The following is a 21,362-nucleotide window of genomic DNA, read 5'->3' on the forward strand; positions in this document are numbered from 1 at the left end:
AGCCACACAACGGCCCCGGAGGATGTCCATGCCGCCCCTGTCCGCGTCGCGAACCCTGCTCCTGGAAGCGCTGGCCCTGCTGGCGCTTGCCGCCGCCATGGCCGCGGTGGTCAACCTGTCGCGCCCCGTACCCTTGCCCTGGCTGGGCAGCGGGCTGCCCGAGGCCCCGGCCGCGTCCGCCGCCATGGGCGCGGCGCCCGAGGCCGCCACCGCTCCGGGCGCTCCGGGCGAGGCCGCCCCGGCCCCCGCCGCCCCCGCCGTGCCCGAGGTGGACACCGCCCAGGCCCTGGCCCTGCACGCCGCCGGGCAGGCCCGTTTCGTGGACGCCCGCTTCGCTGCGGACTTCGCCCTGGGCCATATCCCCGGCGCACTGAACGTGGCGCCCGGGCTGTTCGAGGACCAGATCGCGGCCCTGCTGGAAGCGCCGGACCCTGCGCGGCCCCTGGTGCTGTATTGCAGCTCGCCCACCTGTCCCATGGCCCATGAGCTGGCCCTGTTCCTGGACTCCATGGGCTACGAGGCCCTGAGCGTGTACCCCGGGGGCATGGCCGAGTGGACCGCTGCGGGCGGCCCGGTGGAGGTGGCCCAATGAGCGCGTTCTTCACGACCCTGCGCGTACTGTTCGGGCTGACCTTCCTGGCCGCCGCCGTATCCAAGGCGGCCTACCCCGTGGAGTTTGCGGCCATCGTGGCCAATTATCAGCTTTTGCCCGAAGCCCTGGTGAACCCCGTGGCCCTGCTGCTGCCCTGGGTGGAGATCGCCTGCGGCGCGGCTCTGGTGGCCGGGGTCTGGACGCGGGGCGCGGCCCTGGTGCTGTGCACGCTGCTGGTGGTTTTCCTGGCGGCGCTGGGCGTGAGCGTCATGCGCGGGCTGGACGTGCAGTGTGGCTGCTTCACCGTGGCGCCCCAGGCCGGGGCTTCCATGCGGGCGGACATGATCCGCGACGGCGTGATCCTGGCCGTGGGCCTGCTGGTGCTGGGCCGGGCGATCTGGGAGGAGCGCAGGCGCCGGGCCTCGCTGCGCTTCTGGAACGTGTTCACGCGCCCGCCCGCGTCGGCCTTCGGCGAGCCTGCGGTGCAAAACGGCGTGCTGGTGGTGGGCGATGCGCCCCAGGCCGACCCCCGGCCCGCAGAGCCCGCCCCGGTGTTCGCCGCGCCCGAGGCCGCCCCGGCCCTGGCCCTGGAGATGCCGGACGCGCCGGAACAGGAGGAAGGCCAGGGCCAGCCCGAGGCCCCCGCCCAGCCTGAACCCGGGGCCGACCCGCAGCCCGTGGCCGTCGCGCAGCCCGCCCCTGCCACGCAGCCTGCCGCCTCCGCAGAAAACGACGAAGACGACGAGGCCGCCCGGAAGTTCTAGGGCGTTTCGGCTTGCAGCCTGCCTTGCCGGGGCCGCCTTCGCCAGCGAGGGCGGCCCCGGAGCGTTTCAGGCCCGGGGGAAAACCCCAGAGCGCGTTTCCAACCGCCCGGGCCTGCCGCCAAGCCTGCATCGCCCGCGATTGACCAGCCGAAACGCCCCGGCAGGCTGCCCGAAATACTGGTCTGCCGCGTTGTTCAAAAACCAGGCCCCCGCGTCTGTCTCGACATGCGAGGGCCCGGATTTTTCCGCGCTGCCGCGCCTTTTTTGAACGGCCTGGGGAGGATTTTTCAGCAGTCAGCCTGTCGTGTCCGCAGCTAGGCCGCCCCGGCCTCGGCGGGCAGGCCCCAGACCTCGCGCACGGCCCCGGCCAGGGCGCGCACGAGCCCTTCGCCAGCCCGGCGGGAGCTGGTGACGAAGCTCAGGGCCATGGTGCCCGGGCTGTGGGGGTGCAGGGCCACGGCGCCCCGCGCCGCTGCGGCCAGGGCCTCGGGTTCGCGCATCAGTGCCAGCCCGTGCCCGGCCTCCACCAGCGCCAGCACCACGGATTCATCATCGGCCACGGCGGCCTTCTCGGGGCAGCGGTCCCGCTCGGGGAACAGCGCCTCGGCCACCTGGGTGAACGGGCATTCCGGCGGCGTCCAGACCCAGGGCAGGGCCGCCAGCCCGTCGCAGGCCGTGGCCGCCAGCCGCCCGGCCCAGGCCACGGGCCCCACCACGCGCATGGGCGTCCGCATGACCGTCAGCGCGTCGAACTCCCCGGAAAATGTCCCGAACACATAGCCTGCGTCCAGATCCCCGGCGGCCACGTCGGCCAGCACGCGGTGGGACATGGTGTTGCTGAAGCGCACCTGCACCCCCGGGTGCTCGCGGCGCAGCACGGCCATGAGCCGGGCCCCGCGCAGCAGGTCCGGGCAGGTGTTCAGCCCCACATGCGCCGTGCCCGTGAGCTGGCCGCGCAGGGCGCGCGCGGTTTCCAGCAGGCCCTGGGCGCTGGCCAGGGCCTCGCGGGCCCGCCCGAGCAGCTCCTGGCCGCCCGGGGTCAGGCGCATGCCCCGGGGCGTGCGCTCGAACAGCGCCAGCCCCAGCTCATCCTCCAGGGCCTTGATCTGCGCGCTGACGGTGGACTGGCTGGCGTGGACGCGCCCGGCGGCGCGGGTCAGGTGGCCTTCCTCGGCCACGGCCACGAAGGTGCGCAGCTGATAGAGTTCCATGTTCGGCTCGCGGGCTGGGCGTTCGGCTGGGCCGAACGCGGGGTTCGAAGACTCTCGTTGGATCGCCGGGCGCGGCCCGGAGTAGGGTGGCTGCGTCGGCCAGCGGATGGTGCCCCATCCCGGGGTTTTCGTCCAGGCCCGGCCAGCGCCCCTCCCCTGCGGGGGGCCCGGAGGAAGCATGTCCTGCCGCATTTCGCCCCTGCGCTGTCTGTGGCGCCTTGTCCCGGCCCTGGGTCTGGCGCTGGCCCTGGTCCTGCCCGCTGCCCTGGGCGCCCTGGCCCCCGCCGCCCCCGATGCCCTGGCCCCTTCCGCTTCCGCCGTTTCCGCCTCGGGCCCCGGAGATTTCGCGTCCCTGGCCCGCAGCGCCTCCTGGCGCGGGCCCGCCCCCCGCGCGGCGGACCAGGACCTGTTTGCCCTGCGCTACCGCCTGCTGCGCGCCGACCCCGGGCGGCTCTCGCCGCTGCCCACGGCCTGCGAGGCCTGCATCGCCGCCGCCGTGGACGCCGGGGCGGGCATGGCCGAGGCCGCCAGCCGCTGCCGCCTGGCCTGCGGCCTGCCCTGACGGCGCGGGGCCGTGCCCTCCCGCCCGGGCGGGGGGTGTCCATGGCCGCACGGCTTCTCATGCCCGCCAAAATGCGCTAGCCTTGGGGACAAGGAGTCCGCATGGCCGCACCCGCCCCCGGGGTGGCGCTGGTTCTGGCGCTGCCCGAGCACCTGGAGAGCTTTCTGGAAATCTGGACCCGGCGCATGGGGCTGGCCGGGTATCTGGCCTTCACCACCGCCAAGCGGGAGGACTGCACCCTGTCCTTCCAGTGGTTCCTGGAGCCGCTGCTGGAGCGCCTGCGCCAGGGCGGCAGCGCCCCGGGCTTTGAAACGCTCATCCGCAACGCCGACGGCTGGGCCGACCCCCTGGTGGAGACCGCACGGCGCCACCATTCGCGCGGCGTGACGGCGGGCATGTTCCTGGGCTGCCTGCAGACCCTGGTGCATTCCATCGAGGAGATCATCGAGGCCCAGGACGCCCCCGCCGCCGAGCGTGCCGCCGCCCTGCACCTCGTGCGGCGCTATGGCGACGCCTACGCCGCCATCGTCATGGACGGCTGGGACGCCAAGTCCGGCCACGAGACCCGCAGGCGCCTGGACGCCACCAACCGCGAACTGACCCTGGGCAAGAACAAGTTCGAAAACATGCTGGCCGCCATCTCCGACATGGTGCTGGTGGTCGGGGAGCAGGGCGTCATTGCCGAGGCCAACGAGGCCGCCGTGGTCAGCCTGGGGCGCGACCCCGTGGGCGAGGCCCTGTGGGACGCCCTGGGCCTGGAAGGCCACAGCATGGCCGACCTGCGCCGCTTCTACCCCGTGGAGTCGTCCCACGAGATTCCCATGGCGGACGGGCGGTTCCTGGAAATGAAATTCGTGCCGCTCAGCACCGTGAGCCTCGCGTCCACGGAATCCCTGGTGGTGCTCAGCGACATCACGCCCCACGTCACCCAGCGCGCCATCCTCGAACGCGTCGTCTCCCAGCGTACCGAGGATCTGTTGCGCGAGAAATCCCAGCTCGAAGAGATGAACATCACCCTGCGCCACGTCCTGGGCTCCATCGAGAAGGAGCGCGAGGAATTTGGGCGCGCCGTGGCCCATACGGTGAAGACCGTCATGCTGCCCGCCCTGGCCCGCATCCGCGCCCAGGACGACCCCGCCGTGCGCAAGGGCTACGCGGACGTGCTGGAAGACCAGATGGTGCGCCTGGCCCCGGGCACGGACGGCGGGCAGGACGCCCGCCTGCTCAAGCTCACCCCGGCGGAGCTGCGGGTCTGCCGCTTCCTGCAGGCCGGAAGCTCCACCAAGGACATCGCCGAGGCCATGCACCTCTCCCCGGGCACCGTCCAGACCCACCGCAAGAACATCCGCAAGAAGCTCGGGCTCCAGGGCCAGGGCGTCAGCCTCTACACCTTCCTGCAGACCATCGACGCCGCCTTTTCTCCTATTGGGTAGATAGGAATACCCATTTTATCACCGCTCCCTCACCTTGTTGCCCTGGGTGCGCCTGGCGTATCCAATGGAACATGGATGGTCCTCCCTTTCCCGGCAGGGGGGACGCAACGCAGGGAGGCCCCATGGAATCACGACAGGACAGGACGGCCCTGACCACGGCGCTGCGCGACTTCTTCTTCGCCTCGGGCGGGGAGGCGCTGCGCCAGGCCTACGCGCGCCTGGGCGCGGTGCCCGGCGCCCCGGCGCCGCGCGTGGACGACTGGGAGCGCGAGGAATTCGCCTTCAACCGCCTCTTCGTGGGCCCCGGCGCGCTCCAGGCGCCGCCCTTCGCCTCGGTGTATCTCGACGCCGAGCCCCAGGTCATGGGCCCGACAACGCTTCTTGTGCGGCGCATCTACGCGGCGGCGGGCCTGGCCTCGCCCTGGGGCGGGGCGTTGCCCGACGACCACCTGAGCCTGGAGCTGGACGCCGCCGAGGCCATGGCCGCCAGCCTGGACGCGACCCCGGACGAGGGGCTGGCCCGGCTGCGGGCCTTCCTGGTGGCCGAGCACATGGCGGCGTGGATTCCCGGGCTGGTGCGCGCGGTGGAGCGCAGCGGCGAGGCCGCCCCGGGCGTGCTCCACGCCGTGCGCCGGCTGCAGGACTGGATGGAAGACGAAAGGGCGGCTGCGGGCACCGTGGCCGCCGGATGAACCTCTCACCTTGGAGGATGGCATGAGGTACAAGACCCCCCAACAGCGGGACCGGGCCTGCGGCCCGACCCTGGACCGCAGGCGGTTCCTGCAGGGGCTGCTGGCCTCGGGCGTGGCGGCGGCGCTGCCCTGCGGCCTGCTGGCGCCCGCACCGGCAGCGGCCAAAACCATCGCCTACGAGGGCAACTACGACGTTTTCCGCAACGCCTGCCCGCGCAACTGCTACGACACATGCAGCATCAAGACCTACGTCAAGGACGGCGTGATCCAGTTCGTCGAGGGCGCGCCGGAATCGACCTTCACCCACGGCGGGCTGTGCGTGAAGGGCTACAGCTACACCCGCCGCCCCTACAGCCCCGACCGCATCAAATACCCCATGGTGCAGCAGGGCCGGGGCAGCGGCAACTGGAAGCGCGTTTCCTGGGAAGAAGCCATGGGGCGCATCGCCGACAAGCTCCTTGAGATCCAGGACAAGGACGGCACCATGCTCGGCCTGGGGCTGACCAAATACTCCGGCAACTTCGGCATCACCAACTACGGCGTGGAGGGCATGCTGACCTCCCTGGGCTACACCACGCGCTTCATGGGCACGCCCTGCTGGCCCGCAGGCATCGACGCCCAGAACTACGACATGGGCAACATGTGGTGCAACGATCCCGAGGACATGGTGGACTCGCGTTACATCATCCTGTGGGGCGGCAACCCGGCGTGGTGTTCCGTGCACAGCATGAAGTACATCTACGAGGCCCGGCGGCGCGGGGCCAAGGTCGTGGTCATCGACCCCATCCTGACCCAGACCGCAGCCAAGGCCGACGTGTTCTGGCAGGTGGAGACCTCTTCCGACGGCGCCCTGGCCCTGGGCATGGCCCGGCATATCCTGGACAAGGGCCTGGTGGACGAGCCCTGGGTGCGCGCCAATTCCGTGGGCTTCGACGCCTTTGCCGACTACCTGCGCAGCGAGGTCAGCCTGGAGTGGGCCGCCCAGCAGTCGGGCATCCCCGCGCAGCAGATCGCCGAGGTGGCCGAGGAGTTCGCCCAGGCCAAGCCCGCCACCATCTGGATCGGCTACGGCATGCAGCGCCACGTCAACGGCGGGGCCAGCGTGCGCAGCATCGACGCCCTGGTGGCCATGACGGGCAACGTGGGCAAGGTCGGCGGCGGCGCGCGCTACGGCCATCTGCAAACCTGGGGCTTCAACTACCACGCCCTGCTCCAGCCGCGCCCCGAGGGCGCCAAGGGCTTCGTGGGCGGCGGCGCCCTCAAGGGCGACTTCCACTTCGCCGGGGACGAAGGCGCCGTGGAGTACACCGACCGCTCCATGAACATCAACAAGATCGCCCAGGAGATCCTCGACGCCAAGGAGCCGCCGGTACGCGTCTTGTGGGTGTCGTGCAAGAACCCCATGAGCCAGGACTTCGACCGCGCCAAGCTCCAGCGCGCCTTCGACTCCCTGGAGCTGGTTGTCACCGTGGACCAGTTCTTCAACGAGACGGTCAAGCAGTCCGACATCGTGTTGCCCGTGACCACGCTGTTCGAGGAATGGACCATCAACGCCTCGTACTGGCACTACTGGGTGGGCATCAACGAGCAGGCCATCCAGCCGATGTACGAAACCAAGTCGAACATCGAGATCGCCGCCGCGCTGTCCAAGGCCATGAACGAGCGCAGGCCCGGCTCCTGCACCTTCCCCACCGAGATCGACACCAGGGACTGGATGGCCAGGGAGTTCAACTCCGGCATCTACGACATGCTGGGCATCAAGGACTGGGAGGATCTGCGCCAGGGCCCGCGCAAGGCGCGCATGCATCCCGCCGCGTGGCACGACCTGAAGTTCGCCACGCCCTCGGGCAAGTACGAGTTCCAGTCCGAGCTGTGCGCCGAGCACGGCCACCAGGCCCTGCCGGCCTACAAGGCGCCGCGCCCGGCCTACGACAAGCTGCGCGTGCTCACCCCGCACACCAAGTTCTCCATCCACTCCCAGTTCGTGAACCTGGACTGGATGGAGGACTTCAACCCCAAGCCCTTCGTCTACCTGCACCCCGCCACGGCGGCCCAGCGCGGCATCGCCAGCGGCGACATGGTGCGCGTGTTCAACAAGACCGGCGAGGTGCGCCTGGAGGCCAAGCTGACGGACAACGTGCCCGCCGGGTGCGTCCTGATGTACGAGGCGTGGTTCCGCAACAACGACTTCAACTGCCAGTACCTCGTGGACGACGAGTCCTCGGACATGGGCGCGTACAAGACCGGGGCCCCCGGCGTCGCCATTCATGACCAGTTCGCCGACGTGGCCAGGGCCTAGGAGGAAAGACCATGAAGAAACACTATGCCTTCCTGGTTGACGCCGAGCGCTGCATCGGATGCTTCTCCTGCGCCATGGCGTGCAAGAACCAGTATCATCAGGAGCCCGGCGTGATCTGGCGCCAGGTCTACCCCCTGGACGAGCAGATCTATCCGCACCGGGAGCGGGCCTTCCTTTCCCTGGCCTGCAACCATTGCGAACACCCCACATGCCTGGAAGTCTGCCCCGTGCAGGCCTACACCAAGCGCGACGAGGACGGCGTGGTCATCCACGATCAGGACAAGTGCATCGGCTGCGGCAACTGCATCCGTTCCTGTCCCTTCGGCGCGCCCCGGTACAACCCCGTGGAGAAGCGCGCCGAGAAGTGCAGCTTCTGCTGGCAGCGCCTGGACGCCGGGCTCAAGCCCGCCTGCGTGCAGAGCTGTCCGGTGGAGGCGCTGCAACTGATCGACCTGGCCGAGTTCGACGAGACGGGCACCGTGCGCTTCCCGCCCGGATTCCCGCGCTTCCCCAAGCTGAATCCCTCCGTCCGCTTCCGGACGCCCAAGCAGCCCCATGTGGTGAGGAGGAACGAGCGATGATCGCACCCATGGAACTCCCCCTGGTGGTGTTCACGGTCCTGGCGCAGGCCTCCGTGGGCATCGTGGTCATGAGTCTGGTCCTGGCCCGGGCGGGCGGGGGCCCGGATGGCGTGGCGCGCAGGCAATGGCGCCTGGCGGCGGTGCTGCTGGGCGTTGGGCTGCTGGCCTCCCTGGCCCACCTGGGCCACCCCTTGGGCGCGCCCATGGCCGTGAAACATCTCTCCACGGCCTGGCTCTCGCGCGAGGTGCTGGCCACGGGCGCGCTGCTGGGGCTCATCGTCGTGGGCGCCCTGACCATGCGCGACACCCTGAACCCCGGCCTGGGCTGGCTGGCGGCCCTGGTGGGCGCCGGGGCGCTCCTGGCCATGGGCATGACCTATTCGCCCCCGGCCCTGCCCGCCGTGAACAACGTGCTGCCCTTCGTGTTCTTCACGCTCACGGCGGCCATCCTCGGCGCGGCCTTCGGCGGCCTGCTGGTTTCCCGTGAGCAGGAGCGCCTGCTGGCGCGGGTGCTGGCCTCGGCCCTGCTGGTGGCCCTGGTGGTCTCTCTGGTCATCCCCTGCGTGTGGCTTTCGGGCGGCACGGTGACGGAGTTGACCGGCAAGGCATGGATCGCCTCGCCGCTGTACTGGGCGCGCATCGTCTTCGGCCTGGCCCTGCCCCTGGCCGTGGTCTGGCGCAAGGGCGCGGTGCCCACCTGGCTGCCCGTACTGCTGCTGCTGGGCGAGCTGGCCGGGCGGCTGGTGTTCTTTGGCGAAACCATGCACACCGCCGCGAACATGGGCGGGCTGTACTGACCCCTGCCCGGCGGGGGCGGCGCGCCGCCCCCGCCGGGATTGCATTTCGCAAGGAGTGCCCATGCCGCTTGCGCGCGCATCGTCGTGGCGCCTGCGGGCCGTCGCCCTGGCGGCCCTGCTGCTTCTGCTTCCGGCGGCCCCGGGCCGCGCCCAGGGCCTGGGCGAGGCTGCGGGCTACGCCGCGAGCCTGGATTCCAGCCGCCTGTCCGGCGTCGTGGGCCAGGAGGTGGAGCTGGCCATGACCCTGACCCCGCCGCTGCCGCCCGCCGGGTATTTCGTGACCGCCCTGGTCACGCCGCTGGAGGTGCCTGCGGGCCCGGGGCCGGGCATCCTGCCGGGGTTTCCCGTGACCGTGGTCGTGCCCCGCGCGTCGGGGCGCCACAGGTTCGCCGTGCGCGTGCATCTGGTCACCAAGTCGAGCTGCGGCGGGGTGGACGCCCTGCCCGTGCTCGATACGACGCTGACCCTCGACGTCGCCCCCGCCGGGCCCTAGCCCGGCGGTCCCGGCCTGTGCCGGGCGCCAGGGCCCGGTTTTCCTGCCGTTCGCAAGCCTTTCCGGCCAATTCATTTGACCGCGTGTTACTGCGCGTGTATTTTCCTGCCAGAACGCGCGTCTTATCGGCACGCACCCCGGCATCCGGGGCTGCCGCGAGCCGGGATGCGCCGCGCCAGGAGCCGCCATGTACGCCGATTCCCGCCCCGCCCAGGCCGCGCCGCCACAGGAGCGGCTCACGCCCGTGGTCGCCGGGCGGCGCTGGATCGTGGAGCGCCGGGGCGACCTGGAGGCCATGTGGCAGCAGCTCGGCGAGGCGGATTTCGGCCCCGACGAGCGCATGCCCTACTGGGTGGAGCTGTGGCCGGCCAGCCTGGCGCTGGGGGCTTGGCTGTCCGGGCGCGGCGCGGCCCTGGCCGGGCGGCTCTGCGTGGACATCGGCTGCGGCCTGGGGCTTTCGGCCATGATCGGCGCCGGGCTCGGGGCGCGGGTGGTCGCCTTTGACTACGAGTTCGCCCCGCTGCCGTTTGCGCGGCGCAGCGCGGCCCTGAACGGCGTGCCCCAGCCGCTGTGGGTGCAGATGGACTGGCGCGCCCCGGCCCTGGCCCCCGGGCGGGCGGAGTTCGCCTGGGGCGGCGACGTGATGTACGAGTTGCGCTTCGTGGAGCCGGTCACGGCGCTGCTGGACCACGTGCTGGCCCCCGGCGGCACGGCCTGGATCGCCGAGCCGGGCCGCTCCATCCGCGAGCCGTTCATGGAACACGCCGCCGCGCGCGGCTTTTCGTGCTCGCGCGCGCTCACCGAACGCTTCGAGCACCAGGGCCACCCCGTGACGGTGCACATCCTTGAACTGGTGAAACCCGGCAGCGCCCGCCCCTAGGCGCGCCGCATCCAACCCCGGAGGACGTATGGGCAAGACCATCCGCTTTGGCGTGTCCCTGGATTCCGACCTGCTGGACAAGTTCGACCAGCTCTGCGAGGAGCAAAGCTACCAGACCCGCTCCGAGGCCATCCGCGACCTGATCCGCAACCACCTGGTGCGCCGCGAGTGGGAAGACACGGACAAGGAAATCGCCGGGTCGCTGACCATGGTCTACGACCACCACCAGTCCAACCTCTCCCAGCGGCTGACCGAATTGCAGCACGAGGCCCACGACATCATCCTGTCCTCGCTGCACGTGCACCTGGACCACGACAACTGCCTGGAAGTGCTGGTGCTCAAGGGCAAGGGCGACGAGGTGCGCATGCTCGGGCAGAAGCTCATTTCCACCAAGGGCGTGAAGCACGGCAAGCTGTGCCTGACCACCACCGGGGAGAATCTGGTCTAGATGAAGGACGTACAAAGCGGCCCGGCGGACGTGGCCATGCCCATCGACCGCGTCGGGGTCAAGAATCTCCAACTGCCCGTGCGCGTGCGCTCGCGCGACCAGCAGGGCGCCGTGCAGCACACCGTGGCCGAGGTGGACCTCTCGGTGGACCTGCCCGCCGAGTTCAAGGGCACGCACATGAGCCGCTTCATCGAGGCCCTGCAGGACTGGGGCGAGGACCTGGGCTACGCCAGCTTCAAGAACCTGCTGGAAAGCGTGCGCACCCGGCTGGCGGCGCGCCGCGCGCACATCCTGTTCCGCTTCCCGTACTTCCTCCAGCGCCGCGCGCCGGAGTCGGGCAGCCCGGGGCTCATGAACTACGCCTGCCTGCTCCAGGGCGAGCTGGAGGGCGGGCGGCTGGCCTTCATGCTCGGGGTGGACGTGCCGGTGATGACCGTGTGCCCCTGCTCCCTGGCCATCAGCGCCGGAGGGGCCCACAGCCAGCGGGCCATGGTGCGCATCCGCGCGCGGTTCACGGGCTTCCTCTGGCTGGAGGACCTCATCACCATCGCCGAGGAGGCGGGCTCCTCGCCGGTGTTCGCCCTGCTCAAGCGCGAGGACGAGCGCCACGTCACCGACCACGCCTTCGCCCATCCGGCCTTCGTGGAGGACGTGGTGCGCGCCACGGCCCAGCGCCTGGCCCACCATCCGCAGGTGACGTGGTACCGCGTGGAGGTGGAGAGCATGGAGTCCATCCACAACCACAGCGCCTACGCCAGCATTGAAAGCGGGGGCGATGTGTGAGAAAATGGCCCAAGGGGCGGAGTTCCCCGGGCGCGCGCCCGGGTCGCCCGGGAGGTTGACCATGCCCATCCGCGCCCTGGACGCGGCGGCTTCGGCCATGATGGCCTTTTCCACGGCCCAGGCCGTGTCCGCCCACAACGTCGCCAACATGAACACCGAAGGCTTCGACCCCTCGCGGGTGACCCTGGAGGACCGGCCCGACCAGGGCGGTGTGGCCGTGCAGGAGATCCGCCAGCTGGACGTGCAGGGGCCCATGGTGCCTTCCGCCGTGCCCGGGGTGGGCTATGCGGAGGGCTCGGGGACGGATCTGGCCCGCGAGATGGTCCTGACCATGGCCAACGAGCGGGCCGTGGAGGCCTCGGCTGCGGTGGTGCGCACCGCCGACGACATGCTCGGCACGCTGCTGGACGAGGTGGTCTGAAATTCGCGCCGCTGTTTCGGCCCCCGCACCGGAAACGGGACGGGGGCCGTTTTTTTTGCCGCAGGGCAGGGCGGGGCTGTGCGCGGCGCGGGGTTGCGCCGCGGGCCGCGCGGGCGGGCAGGGGGCTGGCCCCCGCCGGGGCGAAGCGCCCTGGCGCAAAATAGTTCTAGAGCTTTTCTCGACTTTATGTCAGAAGATTGACGGCAGAGACGCTTTCCATGGTCGCGTTGGGCCCGGTTCCGGGTTTTCCAAGGGAGAGGAGATGGATCTGAACACCTGCGGCATCATCGGCCAGAGCCCCGCGCTGCTGGAAGTCTTCAAGGTCCTGGCCAAGGTCGCGCCAACGGACAGCACCGTGCTGGTCACCGGCGAGTCGGGCACGGGCAAGGAGCTGCTGGTGCGCGCCCTGCACACCAACAGCAAGCGCGCCGACAAGCCCTTCGTGCCCATCAACTGCGGGGCCATCCCCCGCGAGCTGCTGGAATCCGAGCTTTTCGGCCACGAGAAGGGCGCCTTCACCCACGCCATCCGCTCGCGCCAGGGCCGCTTCGAGCTGGCCGACGGCGGGACCATCTTCCTGGACGAGATCGGCGAGCTGGACCTTTCGCTGCAGGTCAAGATCCTGCGCGTGCTCCAGGAGAAGGAATTCGAGCGCGTGGGCGGCACGGGCACCAAGAAGGTGGACGTGCGCGTGGTGGCGGCCACCAACCGCGACCTGGAGGCCGAGGTGGCGCGCGGGGTCTTCCGCGAAGACCTGTTCTACCGCCTGAACGTCATTCCCATCCACCTGCCGCCCCTGCGCGAGCGCGGCGACGACGCCATGCTCCTGGCCGACGCCTTCCTGCGCGGGTTCTGCCGCGACAAGGAGCGCAAGACCCTGCGCCTGTCGCCCGAGACGCGCGACATGCTCCTGCGCTATTCCTGGCCCGGCAACGTCCGCGAGCTGGAAAACATCATGGAGCGGCTGTCCATCCTGTGCGACAACGAGACCGTCGTTCCGGACGACCTGCCCGCCAAGATCTGGACCAGCCTGGGCCAGGAAAAGGCCCGGCCCGTGCCCCAGGCCGCTCCGGCGGGCTTCGCCTGGCCCCGGGTGCGCGACCTGGACGACAAGGGCATGGATCTCAAGACCTTCCTGGACGAACTGGAAGACCGGCTGCTGCGCGAGGCCCTGGACATGGCCGACGGCGTGAAGAACCGCGCCGCCGAGATTCTGGGCATCAAGCGCACCACGCTCATCGAGAAGCTGAAGAAGAAGCAGATCGGCTGACCCCGCGCGGGCCCCGGGCGCCACGGGATGCGCCCGGACTTGCACGGTTTTTGCACAGTTTGCGCCGTGAACGTACGTTCCGCCAGCAGGATCGCCTGCCTCTTTGTCCTGACGGGCCTCGTGACGCTCGTCCTGGCCGCCCCGGCCCAGGGGGTGGTCTATTCCTTCGGGCGCCACCCGGACAAGGAGCGCCTGGTCCTCCAGTTCCCCGACGGACTGCCGCAGTACACCCTGGCCCGCGAGGCGGCCCAGGCCCTGGCCCTGCGCCTGCCCGGCGCAGACGGCGCGGCGGGCGAGCTGCCCGACCTGACCGGGGCCCGGCTGGTGTCCGGCCTGCGGGCGGTGGCGGGTGGGCTGGACATCGAGCTGTCCACCGCCGAGGCCGGGTTCGTGGCCTTCACCCTGGACAACCCGCCCCGGCTGGTGGTGGACGTGTTCAGCGACCCCCTGGGCGCGCGCTGGAAGCCCACGGGCCCGCCCCGTACGGCCCCGCCCGCGGGCCCGGCGCCTACGGCTGGCGCGCCCGCCCCGCAGGCCCAGGGCGCCGCGCCGCCAGCGGCGGCCCGGCCCGCCCAGGGCGACGCTGTTTCCCAGGCCGCCGCCCCCCCGGCGGCCCCGGCCCGGCCCGCCGCCGGGCCCGAGGCGTCGCAGCCTGCCGCCGCCGCGCCCGCCCCGGCGCCAGCCGTCACCCCGGATGCCGCCGTGCCGCCTTCTGCCTCCGCCCCGGATGCCGCCGCATCGTCAGAAGGTTCCGTTCCCGCTCCGGATACCGCCGCCCAGGACGGGCGGATGCGCACCGCGTTCGAGGTGCCCTACGTGTTCCGGGGCCGGGTGACGCCCCCGGGCCAGTCCGCGCCCGCCCAGGCCGAGCGCGTGCCGGGGCCCGCCCCCGCGCCTGACGCGGCACCGGGCCCCGCGCCCAGCCCCGCACCCGGCGCTGCGCCGGGCGCCGCCGCCCCGGAGGCCCTGCCCCCCGTGGCTCAGGACGCCGTGCCCGTGCCCGGCAAGCCCGGGACATTCGCCGTGGGGGCCCGGCCTGTCGCGCCTGTGGGCGCGGCTCCCGGAGCCGAGACGGCGGTGGAGGGGGGCCGGCCCGCGCGGCCCCGGCCCACGCCGCCGCCCGAGGGCAGCCAGCCCCTGCAACGCGACGTGGTCGAGCGCATCACCGAAAATCTGCTTGGCCCCGAGGGGCCTGCGTCGCAGTTCCGGGGCCGCGTTTTCAGCCCGGGCGACGGGCCGCCCATGCCCGCGCCCTCGGCCAGCGGGCCGCTGCCCCAGCCGGACGCCGAGGTCGCCGCCGCGCCCCCGGTCCCCGAGCCCCCGGCCCCCGAGGCCCCTGCCGCCCCCGGAACCTCCAAAGCCCCCGAGGCTTCCGAAGCGCCCGCCGAACCCGGGGCCGTGGCCGAAGCCGGGGCGGACGCGCAGAACGCCACCGCCGAGGAGCGGGCCCGGGCCCGCCAGGAGCAGCTCGACGAGATCATGTTCGCCGCCCGCGCCGCCCAGGGCAACGACGACCACGACACCGCCCTCAAGGAGCTGGCCACCCTGCTGGCCCAGCCCGACCTGCCGCCGGACATGGCCGAGGATGCCATGTATACCAAGGCCGACGTGCTCTCGGTGAAGTACAAGGATGACCTGGCCGGGCATTTCGACGAGATCAACGGGGCCTACGAGGCCGCCGTGAACCACAACCTGGAGTCCTGGCGGGTGCCTGCGGCGCTGCTGCGCCGGGGCGTACTCAACCTCAAGGTCGGCAACGTGCCCGAGGCCGCCGCCTTCTTCCGCCTGCTGCGCGAGCGCTACCAGGGCGACCCCAACGTGCCGCTGACCTACTACTACTGGGGCGACTACTACTTCAACAAGGGCGACTACCAGAAGGCCGCCGACGAATTCCAGTATCTTGTGCAGGTCTACCCGGACAGCAAATTCGTGCGCGAGGCGTCCCTGGGGCTGGCCCGCGCCCTGCGCCACCTGGGCTACGACAAGCAGGCCTTCCAGATCGTGGACTACATCGAGAAGCGCTGGCCGCGCTTCTACGTCGAGTTCCCCCCGTTCCTGCGCCTGTTGGGCGATGCTGCCTACACCGTCGAAGACTATGAAAAGGCCAAGAACGACTACTGGACCTATTACAACATCGACCCCAAGGGCGACGAGGCCGACATTATCCTGGCGCGTCTGGGCGACATCTACGTGCGCACCAAGCGCCCCGGCGCGGCCCGCGAGATGTACGACAAGGCCGTGGCCGACTTCCCCGACCGCGAGGGCGGGCTGATCTCCAAGATGCGCCTGGCCGAGGAGGGCATCTACGACGAGCCCAGCGTGGAGCAGATGTTCACGGTTTTCGACAGGCCGCTGAACCTCGCCCCGGCCCAGACCTACGAGCACATCGTCGCCAAGCACCCCGACAGCGCCCTGGCGCCCCTGGCCCAGCTCAAGCTGGCCATGTGGCAGCTGTGGAACAACAAGAACGTCGATGCCCTGGCGGCGGTGCTCGACTTCGAGAAGAAATTCCCCGAAAGCGCCCTCATGCCCCGCGCCCGCGACGTGGGCCTCAAGGCCTTCGGCGGGCTGGCCACCCAGCTCGTGGTGGACGGCAACTACCCCAAGATCGTCTCGCTGTGGCAGGAGTACGACTTCGTGCGCGAGATGGCCGCCGACCTCGACCCCCAGGCCAAGATCGCCCTGGGCCTGAGCCTGTGGAAGCGCGGCCTGCCCGAAGAGGCCCTGGGCGTGGTCCGGCCCTTCCTCAACGAGGAGCAGGTGCCCGAGCACTCCGAGGTGGCCATGAGCCTGGCCCTGTCCATCTACGCCGACAACGCCCGCTGGGAGGACGTGCTCGGCGTGGCCGAGGTCGTGCGCGAATGGGAGCTGCGGCCCGATTTCCAGCGCGAGCTGCTCTACGCCCGCGCCCTGGCCCTGGAGAACCTGGGCCGCTTCGAGGAAAGCCGGCCCCTGTGGGTCGAGCTGGGCAACGACTCGCGCCTGGCCCCGGCCCAGCGGGCCTACGCCATCTTCTTCCTGGCCCAGGAGGCCCTGGCGGGCAAGCGCCTGCGCGAGGCCTACGAATACGCCCAGGACGCCTACGAAATGCTGGTGACCATGGGCGGCGAGGAACCCAAGCTGCGCGAGACCTTGAACATTCTCATGGACGTTACCGAAAGTTCGGCGCGCTACCGCGAAGCCCTCAAGTGGGCCACCGAGCTGGAAGCCCTGCTGCCCGAGGGCGACCCCTCCTGGGCGGCCCTGCGCTACCGCATGGCCGGGCTGTACCGCCGCGCGGCGGACCTGCCCACCTGGCGCGAGATGCTGGCCGACCTGGCCGCGCGCCAGCCCGATTCCCTCTACGGGCGCATGGCCGCCTCGGACCTGCAACTGGAAAAGATCGAGCAGGCCGCGCGGGGCTACTCGCCGCCCGGGGCGTTCTAGCTGGCCGCCGTGCCTTGAAGCCGCTCCAGGGTTGTTGAGAATGACAGGCTTTGATTCCCGAACATCATGCGCCCCAAGGGAACCGCGTTGCGCGGGCGCGCCGCCGTCCTGCCCGCCGCCCGCAAGGAGGCCCCCCATGGACAGACCCCCCGTCGTCGCCGGACAGTTCTACACCGCCGACCCGCGCGCCCTGGGCCTGGAGGTGGCCAGCTATCTGGCCCTGGCCGAAGAGCCCGAGAGCGCGCCCACGCTGCTGGCCATGGTGCCCCACGCGGGCTACGTGTTCTCCGGCCCCGTGGCCGGGCGGACCCTGGGCGAGGCCCGGCTGGCGCCGCTGGTGGTGCTGCTGGGGCCCAACCATACGGGCCTGGGCCAGCCCCTGGCCGTGTGGCCCTCGGGGCGCTGGGCCGTGCCCGGGGGCGGGCTGGAGGTGGACGCCGAACTGGCCTCGGCCCTGTTGCGCGCCGAACCGCGCCTGGCCGCCGACACCAGCGCCCACCAGCGCGAACATTCCCTGGAAGTGCTCGTGCCCTTCCTGGAGCGCAAGGACCCGCGCACGACCATCGTGCCCGTGGCCGTGGCCGAGCACCGCTACGCCGAACTGGAGGCTGTGGCCGCAAGCCTGGCCGGGGTGTTGGGCGCCCTGGGCCGCCCGGCGTCGCTGGTGGTCAGCTCGGACATGAGCCATTTTCTGCCCGACTCCCAGGCCCGGCGCGTGGACGCCCGGGCCCTGGAGCCCGTCCTGGCCCTGGACCCGCGCGGCCTCTACGACACCGTGCGCAGCCAGGGCATCAGCATGTGCGGGGTGCTGCCCATGACCCTGGGGCTGCTGGCGGCCAGGGCCCTGGGGGCCACCTCGGCCCGGCTGGCGGCCTACGCCACCTCCGCCGCCGCCAGCGGCGACGCCTCGCGCGTGGTGGGCTACGCGGGGGTCCTGGTGCGCTGAGGCCGGGCCCGGCCTTGCCAGGGCGCGGGCAAGCCCTTATCTTCCATGCGTCCAGCCACAAACCCGAATCCAAGGTGGAGATCATGACCAAAACCTCCCTGCGCAATCCCGTCGCCCTCGGCCTGCTGGCCGTCATGTTGCTCTTCGTCTGGTCCTGCCAGGCCACCAAGCCCCTGCCGCAGCCCCGCCGCGTCATCGACCCGTCCCAGGTGGACGGCTCGGTGCAGAGCCAGCGCTGGGACCTGGGCGCCGTGCACTACGAGCACTTCGGCCAGGGCATGGACTACCGCGAGGCGGGGCTCGACCCCGTGTTCCTCGTCTTCAAGAACAAGAGCCTGCAAACCCCGGTGGTGCAGGTGGAGGAAGTGCGCGGCGTGGGCGCCGACGGCGAGTACCTGGCCTTCACCCTTGAGGAGGCCACCAAGCTGGTCTTCGCTTCCGAGGCTTTTTCCACCACCATGGCCAACGCCTCGCGCACCGGCGCCCTGGGCGCCTTCCTCGGCGCGGGCCTGGGCGCCCTGGCGGGCACCATCGGCGGCGGCGACAACATCTGGAAGGGCGCGGCCATCGGCGCGGGTGTCGGCGCCCTGGCTGGCGGCGCGGCGGGCACCATGTCCAGCTCCGAGGCCGACCTCAAGCGCACCATCCGCGACGAGCTGCGCCAGTACGGCTGGAACGAGGAGCCCATCCCGCCCGACTTCACCCGCGTGGGCTACGTCTACCTGCCCGCCGGGCGCGGCATCGAAACCCTCAAGGTCATCGTGCGCGTGGACGGGCAGGTGCTGCCGTATTCCATGCGCATCGCCGCCGCCCAGACCCAGGCCCCGGCCAAGTAGCCCGCGCGGCCAGCGCGGCCCCCGGGCCGAACGCGCCGCCTTCCTTCGGGAGGGCGGCGTTTTTTTGCGCCGTGCGGCGGGGCGGGGCGGGCAGGCTGGGGCGGGGCCGGGTGGAAAGACGAGGGGCCGGACCGGGCCCGGGCCGGAGGACAGAAAGGCTGGCGGGGCGGGCGCGGATGGAAACAGAGGGGGCGGAGCCGGACAGGAGCGGGGCGAAGGGGAGGAGGGTGGCGGTGGGCCGGGGCACAGGGCCGCGAGGGTGTGCGGCGCGCGATGGGCTGGTGTGCTGCGGTGCCGGAGGGCGGGCGGGGGATCGTCTTCCGGGGTGCGTTCTGAGCGCATCCGGGTGCATCTGGGTGCGTGCGGGCGGGGTGCGGGCGGTGAAGCCGGGGCGGCGGGGCAGCACGCGGCGTCGGGTGCCACACCGGGCGGCGCGGCCCGGCGCCCGGCTTCGCGCAAAAAAAGGCGGGGGCCGAAGCCCCCGCCTTGGATGGGTCATGGTCTGTGCGCGTTAGCGTCTGCCGCCGCGGTCGCGGTCGCGCCCGCCGCGGTCACGGCCACCGCGGTCGCCACGGTCGCCGCGGTCGTCACGGCGCCCGCCGCGGTCGCGGTCCCCGCCGGGCCGACGGCCCGGGGACTTGGCGAACTCGGCCAGATCGACCTCCACGCCGCGCTCTTCCATCTGCACGGCCTTGCGCGACAGGCGCACGCGGCCCGAGGGCTCCACTTCCAGCACCTTGACGCGCACGTTGTCGCCGAGCTTGACCACGTCGGTGACGTTCTCCACGCGATCCTCGGCCAGCTGGGAGATGTGCACCAGCCCGTCCACGCCGGGCAGGATCTCCACCACCGCGCCGCAGTCGATGACCTTGGTGACCCGGCCGTCGTAGTTGCGGCCCACGTCGGGGGTCTGGTCGTGGTAGAGCACCATTTCCTTGGCCAGGGCCATGGACTCGGAGTTGGGCGCGAAGATCATCACGCTGCCGCTGTCGTCGATGTCGATGGAGGCGGCGGTGGCGGCGGTGATGGCCTTGATGTTCTTGCCGCCGGGGCCGATGACCGAGCGGATCTTCTCGGGGTTGACGTGCACGATCTCGAGCTGCGGCGCCAGGGGCGAGAGCTCGGGGCGCGGCGCGGCGATGATCGCGTTCATGCCGTCCAGGATGTGCAGGCGGCCCTGTCGGGCCTGGGCCAGGGCGCTGCGCAGCACCTCCGGGGGGATGCCCGCGATCTTGATGTCCATCTGGATGGCGGTGACGCCGTCCTTGGAGCCCGCGACCTTGAAGTCCATGTCGCCCAGGGCGTCCTCGTCGCCGAGGATGTCCGTGAGCACCAGGTACTCGTCGCCTTCCTTGATGAGGCCCATGGCCACTCCCGCGATGGCGTTAGACACCGGAACGCCCGCATCCATCAGCGAGAGGGAGGCGCCGCACACGGTGGCCATGGACGAGGAGCCGTTGGACTCCAGGATCTCGGACACCACGCGCAGGGTGAAGGGGAACTTCTCCTGGTCGGGCAGGATGGGCGTGATGGCGCGCAGGGCCAGGGTGCCGTGGCCGATGTCGCGCCGCGACGGCCCGCGCATCATCTTGACCTCGCCCACGCAGTAGGGCGGGAAGTTGTAGTGCAGCATGAAGCGTTTCACGTCGTCGCCCATGAGCGAGTCGGTGCGCTGCTCGTCGCGCGTGGAGCCCAGGGTGGTGGTGACCAGGGCCTGGGTTTCGCCACGGCTGAACAGGGCCGAGCCGTGGGTGCGCGGCAGCACGCCGACCTCGATGCCCAGGGGGCGCACCTGGTCCAGCCCGCGCCCGTCGATGCGGGTGCGCTCGGTGCGGATGCGCTCGCGCACCACGCGCTTGGTGATGTCCTTGAGCATGTCGCCCAGGGGCTTCAGGCGCGCGGGGGCGTCCTCGGCGAAGCGCTCGGCCAGGGCCTGCTTCACGCTGTCCTTGACCTCGTCCTTGGCGGCGTAGCGCTCCAGCTTGGTGCGGATGGCCAGGGCCTGCTTGAGGGCCGGGGTGGCCAGCTCTTCCACGGCGGCCAGCAGCTCGGTGTCCACCTTGGGCGCGGCGGTTTCGAGCTTGGTCACGCCGCACTGGGCGCGCAGCGCCTCCTGGGCGTCGAGCAGGGGCTGCATCTGCTGGTGGCCCCACTCGATGGCGTCGGCGATGAGCGCCTCGGGGGCGAAGCTGGCCATGCCCTCGACCATGACCACGGCGTCCCTGGTGCCCGCGACCACGATGTTCAGCTCGCTGGCCTCCACCTCGGCGTAGGTCGGGTTGAACACGAACTGCTTGTTGACGTAGCCCACGCGGGCGCCGGCGATGGGGCCCATGAAGGGGATCTTGGAGATGTGCAGGGCCGCCGAGGTGCCGCAGATGGCCAGAACGTCGGGATCGATCTCGTCGTCGGCGCTGTGGACCTGGGCGATGATCTGCACCTCGTCGCGGAAGCCTTCGGGGAACAGCGGGCGGTGCGGGCGGTCGATGAGCCGGCAGACCAGGATCTCGCGCTCGCTGGGGCGGCCGATCTCGCGGCGGAAGAAGCTGCCCGGGATGCGCCCGGCGGCGTAGGCCAGCTCCTTGTACTCCACGGTCAGGGGGAAGAAGCCCTTGTCCTCGGGCAGCAGCTGGGTCACGGCGGTGACCAGCACCACGGTGCCGCCGCACTGGACCCACACGGCCCCGTGGGCCTGCTTGGCCAGCTTGCCGGTCTCGAAGGTGATCTCGCGGCCCGCGATGGTCGCGGTGGTGCGGATGGGGTTGAATTCGAGCGTCATGGAAACCTCATTGGGTAAGATGTTCGTGCGGCGCGTTGCCGCGTCGTCCCCTTTGAAGGACCATGGCTGCAAAGTTGGGAGGGTGGGGCGTCCGGGCGCGGGACGCCGCATCGTCGCAACCTCACAGCGGTCGCCTTCAAAGGGGTGGG

At 71.2% G+C, this 21,362-nt stretch carries 19 protein-coding genes; 17 read left to right on the top strand and 2 right to left on the bottom strand.

Annotated elements, in window-relative coordinates; genetic code table 11:
* Positions 1–28: 28 nt before the first annotated feature.
* Positions 29–592, top strand: a complete 564-nt coding sequence (locus G495_RS20180; protein WP_028586846.1) for a rhodanese-like domain-containing protein — start codon at positions 29–31, stop codon at positions 590–592.
* Positions 589–1,356, top strand: a complete 768-nt coding sequence (locus tag G495_RS20185; RefSeq protein ID WP_051445069.1) for a MauE/DoxX family redox-associated membrane protein — start codon at positions 589–591, stop codon at positions 1,354–1,356. The genes G495_RS20180 and G495_RS20185 overlap by 4 nt, the downstream gene beginning before the upstream one ends.
* A gap of 314 nt (positions 1,357–1,670) precedes the next feature.
* On the opposite strand, the gene G495_RS0104675 is transcribed toward G495_RS20185, so the two are convergent.
* Positions 1,671–2,567: a LysR family transcriptional regulator gene (locus G495_RS0104675; RefSeq protein WP_028586847.1), complete on the bottom strand. Its 897-nt coding sequence runs from the start codon at positions 2,565–2,567 to the stop codon at positions 1,671–1,673.
* Between the two features lie 178 nt (positions 2,568–2,745).
* On the opposite strand from G495_RS0104675, the gene G495_RS0104680 reads away from it, so the two are divergent.
* The 15 genes from G495_RS0104680 to G495_RS17695 all read left to right on the top strand — a co-directional run bounded on the left by G495_RS0104680 (position 2,746) and on the right by G495_RS17695 (position 18,434).
* On the top strand, positions 2,746–3,129 hold the full coding sequence (locus G495_RS0104680) for a hypothetical protein (protein WP_028586848.1): 384 nt from the start codon (positions 2,746–2,748) through the stop codon (positions 3,127–3,129).
* 101 nt (positions 3,130–3,230) lie between these two features.
* Positions 3,231–4,562: a helix-turn-helix domain-containing protein gene (locus G495_RS0104685; protein ID WP_028586849.1), complete on the top strand. Its 1,332-nt coding sequence runs from the start codon at positions 3,231–3,233 to the stop codon at positions 4,560–4,562.
* A gap of 122 nt (positions 4,563–4,684) precedes the next feature.
* Positions 4,685–5,254: a TorD/DmsD family molecular chaperone gene (locus tag G495_RS20190; RefSeq protein WP_051445070.1), complete on the top strand. Its 570-nt coding sequence runs from the start codon at positions 4,685–4,687 to the stop codon at positions 5,252–5,254.
* A 22-nt stretch (positions 5,255–5,276) separates the two neighbouring features.
* Entirely contained in the window at positions 5,277–7,553 is a 2,277-nt protein-coding gene (locus tag G495_RS0104695) for a molybdopterin-dependent oxidoreductase (protein WP_156939578.1), read from the top strand.
* A gap of 11 nt (positions 7,554–7,564) precedes the next feature.
* Positions 7,565–8,134 carry a 4Fe-4S dicluster domain-containing protein gene (locus G495_RS0104700; protein WP_028586851.1) on the top strand — a complete coding sequence of 190 codons (570 nt, stop codon included), beginning with the start codon at positions 7,565–7,567 and terminating at the stop codon, positions 8,132–8,134.
* Complete coding sequence (locus G495_RS0104705; RefSeq protein ID WP_028586852.1) at positions 8,131–8,931, top strand: DmsC/YnfH family molybdoenzyme membrane anchor subunit; 801 nt, start codon at positions 8,131–8,133, stop codon at positions 8,929–8,931. The genes G495_RS0104700 and G495_RS0104705 overlap by 4 nt, the downstream gene beginning before the upstream one ends.
* A 61-nt stretch (positions 8,932–8,992) precedes the next feature.
* Positions 8,993–9,424 carry a hypothetical protein gene (locus G495_RS0104710; protein ID WP_028586853.1) on the top strand — a complete coding sequence of 144 codons (432 nt, stop codon included), beginning with the start codon at positions 8,993–8,995 and terminating at the stop codon, positions 9,422–9,424.
* A gap of 187 nt (positions 9,425–9,611) precedes the next feature.
* Entirely contained in the window at positions 9,612–10,304 is a 693-nt protein-coding gene (locus tag G495_RS0104715; protein ID WP_028586854.1) for a class I SAM-dependent methyltransferase, read from the top strand.
* Positions 10,305–10,332: 28 nt separating this feature from the next.
* Positions 10,333–10,752: a nickel-responsive transcriptional regulator NikR gene (nikR, locus tag G495_RS0104720; RefSeq protein WP_028586855.1), complete on the top strand. Its 420-nt coding sequence runs from the start codon at positions 10,333–10,335 to the stop codon at positions 10,750–10,752.
* The gene (gene folE2, locus G495_RS0104725; RefSeq protein WP_028586856.1) at positions 10,753–11,535 is read left to right on the top strand and encodes a GTP cyclohydrolase FolE2; all 783 of its coding nucleotides are present in this window, start codon (positions 10,753–10,755) and stop codon (positions 11,533–11,535) included.
* 61 nt (positions 11,536–11,596) lie between these two features.
* Entirely contained in the window at positions 11,597–11,956 is a 360-nt protein-coding gene (locus G495_RS0104730; protein ID WP_028586857.1) for a flagellar basal body rod C-terminal domain-containing protein, read from the top strand.
* A 262-nt stretch (positions 11,957–12,218) separates the two neighbouring features.
* Positions 12,219–13,226, top strand: a complete 1,008-nt coding sequence (locus G495_RS0104735) for a sigma-54 interaction domain-containing protein (RefSeq protein WP_028586858.1) — start codon at positions 12,219–12,221, stop codon at positions 13,224–13,226.
* 66 nt (positions 13,227–13,292) lie between these two features.
* Entirely contained in the window at positions 13,293–16,652 is a 3,360-nt protein-coding gene (locus G495_RS22750; RefSeq protein ID WP_156939579.1) for a tetratricopeptide repeat protein, read from the top strand.
* Positions 16,653–16,788: 136 nt separating this feature from the next.
* Positions 16,789–17,598, top strand: coding sequence for an AmmeMemoRadiSam system protein B (amrB, locus tag G495_RS0104745; RefSeq protein WP_028586859.1), 810 nt, complete (start codon positions 16,789–16,791; stop codon positions 17,596–17,598).
* Between the two features lie 83 nt (positions 17,599–17,681).
* Positions 17,682–18,434 (top strand): hypothetical protein, encoded by a 753-nt coding sequence (locus tag G495_RS17695; RefSeq protein ID WP_051445072.1) that lies wholly within the window; start codon positions 17,682–17,684, stop codon positions 18,432–18,434.
* Between the two features lie 511 nt (positions 18,435–18,945).
* Here the strand turns inward: G495_RS17695 and pnp are convergent.
* Entirely contained in the window at positions 18,946–21,213 is a 2,268-nt protein-coding gene (gene pnp, locus G495_RS0104755; protein WP_028586860.1) for a polyribonucleotide nucleotidyltransferase, read from the bottom strand.
* Positions 21,214–21,362: the final 149 nt, after the last annotated feature.

Source organism: Desulfocurvus vexinensis DSM 17965, assembly GCF_000519125.1.
GTDB lineage: Bacteria > Desulfobacterota > Desulfovibrionia > Desulfovibrionales > Desulfovibrionaceae > Desulfocurvus > Desulfocurvus vexinensis.

Excerpts from the sequence above, each read along its gene's own strand:
- G495_RS20190 (WP_051445070.1), top strand. The coding sequence starts at position 4,685 with ATGGAATCACGACAGGACAGGACGGCCCTGACCACGGCGCTGCGCGAC.
- G495_RS0104730 (WP_028586857.1), top strand. The coding sequence starts at position 11,597 with ATGCCCATCCGCGCCCTGGACGCGGCGGCTTCGGCCATGATGGCCTTT.
- G495_RS0104685 (WP_028586849.1), top strand. The coding sequence starts at position 3,231 with ATGGCCGCACCCGCCCCCGGGGTGGCGCTGGTTCTGGCGCTGCCCGAG.
- G495_RS0104710 (WP_028586853.1), top strand. The coding sequence starts at position 8,993 with ATGCCGCTTGCGCGCGCATCGTCGTGGCGCCTGCGGGCCGTCGCCCTG.
- G495_RS17695 (WP_051445072.1), top strand. The coding sequence starts at position 17,682 with ATGACCAAAACCTCCCTGCGCAATCCCGTCGCCCTCGGCCTGCTGGCC.
- pnp (WP_028586860.1), bottom strand. The coding sequence starts at position 21,213 with ATGACGCTCGAATTCAACCCCATCCGCACCACCGCGACCATCGCGGGC.
- G495_RS20185 (WP_051445069.1), top strand. The coding sequence starts at position 589 with ATGAGCGCGTTCTTCACGACCCTGCGCGTACTGTTCGGGCTGACCTTC.
- nikR (WP_028586855.1), top strand. The coding sequence starts at position 10,333 with ATGGGCAAGACCATCCGCTTTGGCGTGTCCCTGGATTCCGACCTGCTG.
- G495_RS0104715 (WP_028586854.1), top strand. The coding sequence starts at position 9,612 with ATGTACGCCGATTCCCGCCCCGCCCAGGCCGCGCCGCCACAGGAGCGG.
- G495_RS0104680 (WP_028586848.1), top strand. The coding sequence starts at position 2,746 with ATGTCCTGCCGCATTTCGCCCCTGCGCTGTCTGTGGCGCCTTGTCCCG.
- G495_RS0104705 (WP_028586852.1), top strand. The coding sequence starts at position 8,131 with ATGATCGCACCCATGGAACTCCCCCTGGTGGTGTTCACGGTCCTGGCG.
- G495_RS0104695 (WP_156939578.1), top strand. The coding sequence starts at position 5,277 with ATGAGGTACAAGACCCCCCAACAGCGGGACCGGGCCTGCGGCCCGACC.
- G495_RS0104700 (WP_028586851.1), top strand. The coding sequence starts at position 7,565 with ATGAAGAAACACTATGCCTTCCTGGTTGACGCCGAGCGCTGCATCGGA.
- folE2 (WP_028586856.1), top strand. The coding sequence starts at position 10,753 with ATGAAGGACGTACAAAGCGGCCCGGCGGACGTGGCCATGCCCATCGAC.
- amrB (WP_028586859.1), top strand. The coding sequence starts at position 16,789 with ATGGACAGACCCCCCGTCGTCGCCGGACAGTTCTACACCGCCGACCCG.
- G495_RS0104735 (WP_028586858.1), top strand. The coding sequence starts at position 12,219 with ATGGATCTGAACACCTGCGGCATCATCGGCCAGAGCCCCGCGCTGCTG.
- G495_RS20180 (WP_028586846.1), top strand. The coding sequence starts at position 29 with ATGCCGCCCCTGTCCGCGTCGCGAACCCTGCTCCTGGAAGCGCTGGCC.
- G495_RS0104675 (WP_028586847.1), bottom strand. The coding sequence starts at position 2,567 with ATGGAACTCTATCAGCTGCGCACCTTCGTGGCCGTGGCCGAGGAAGGC.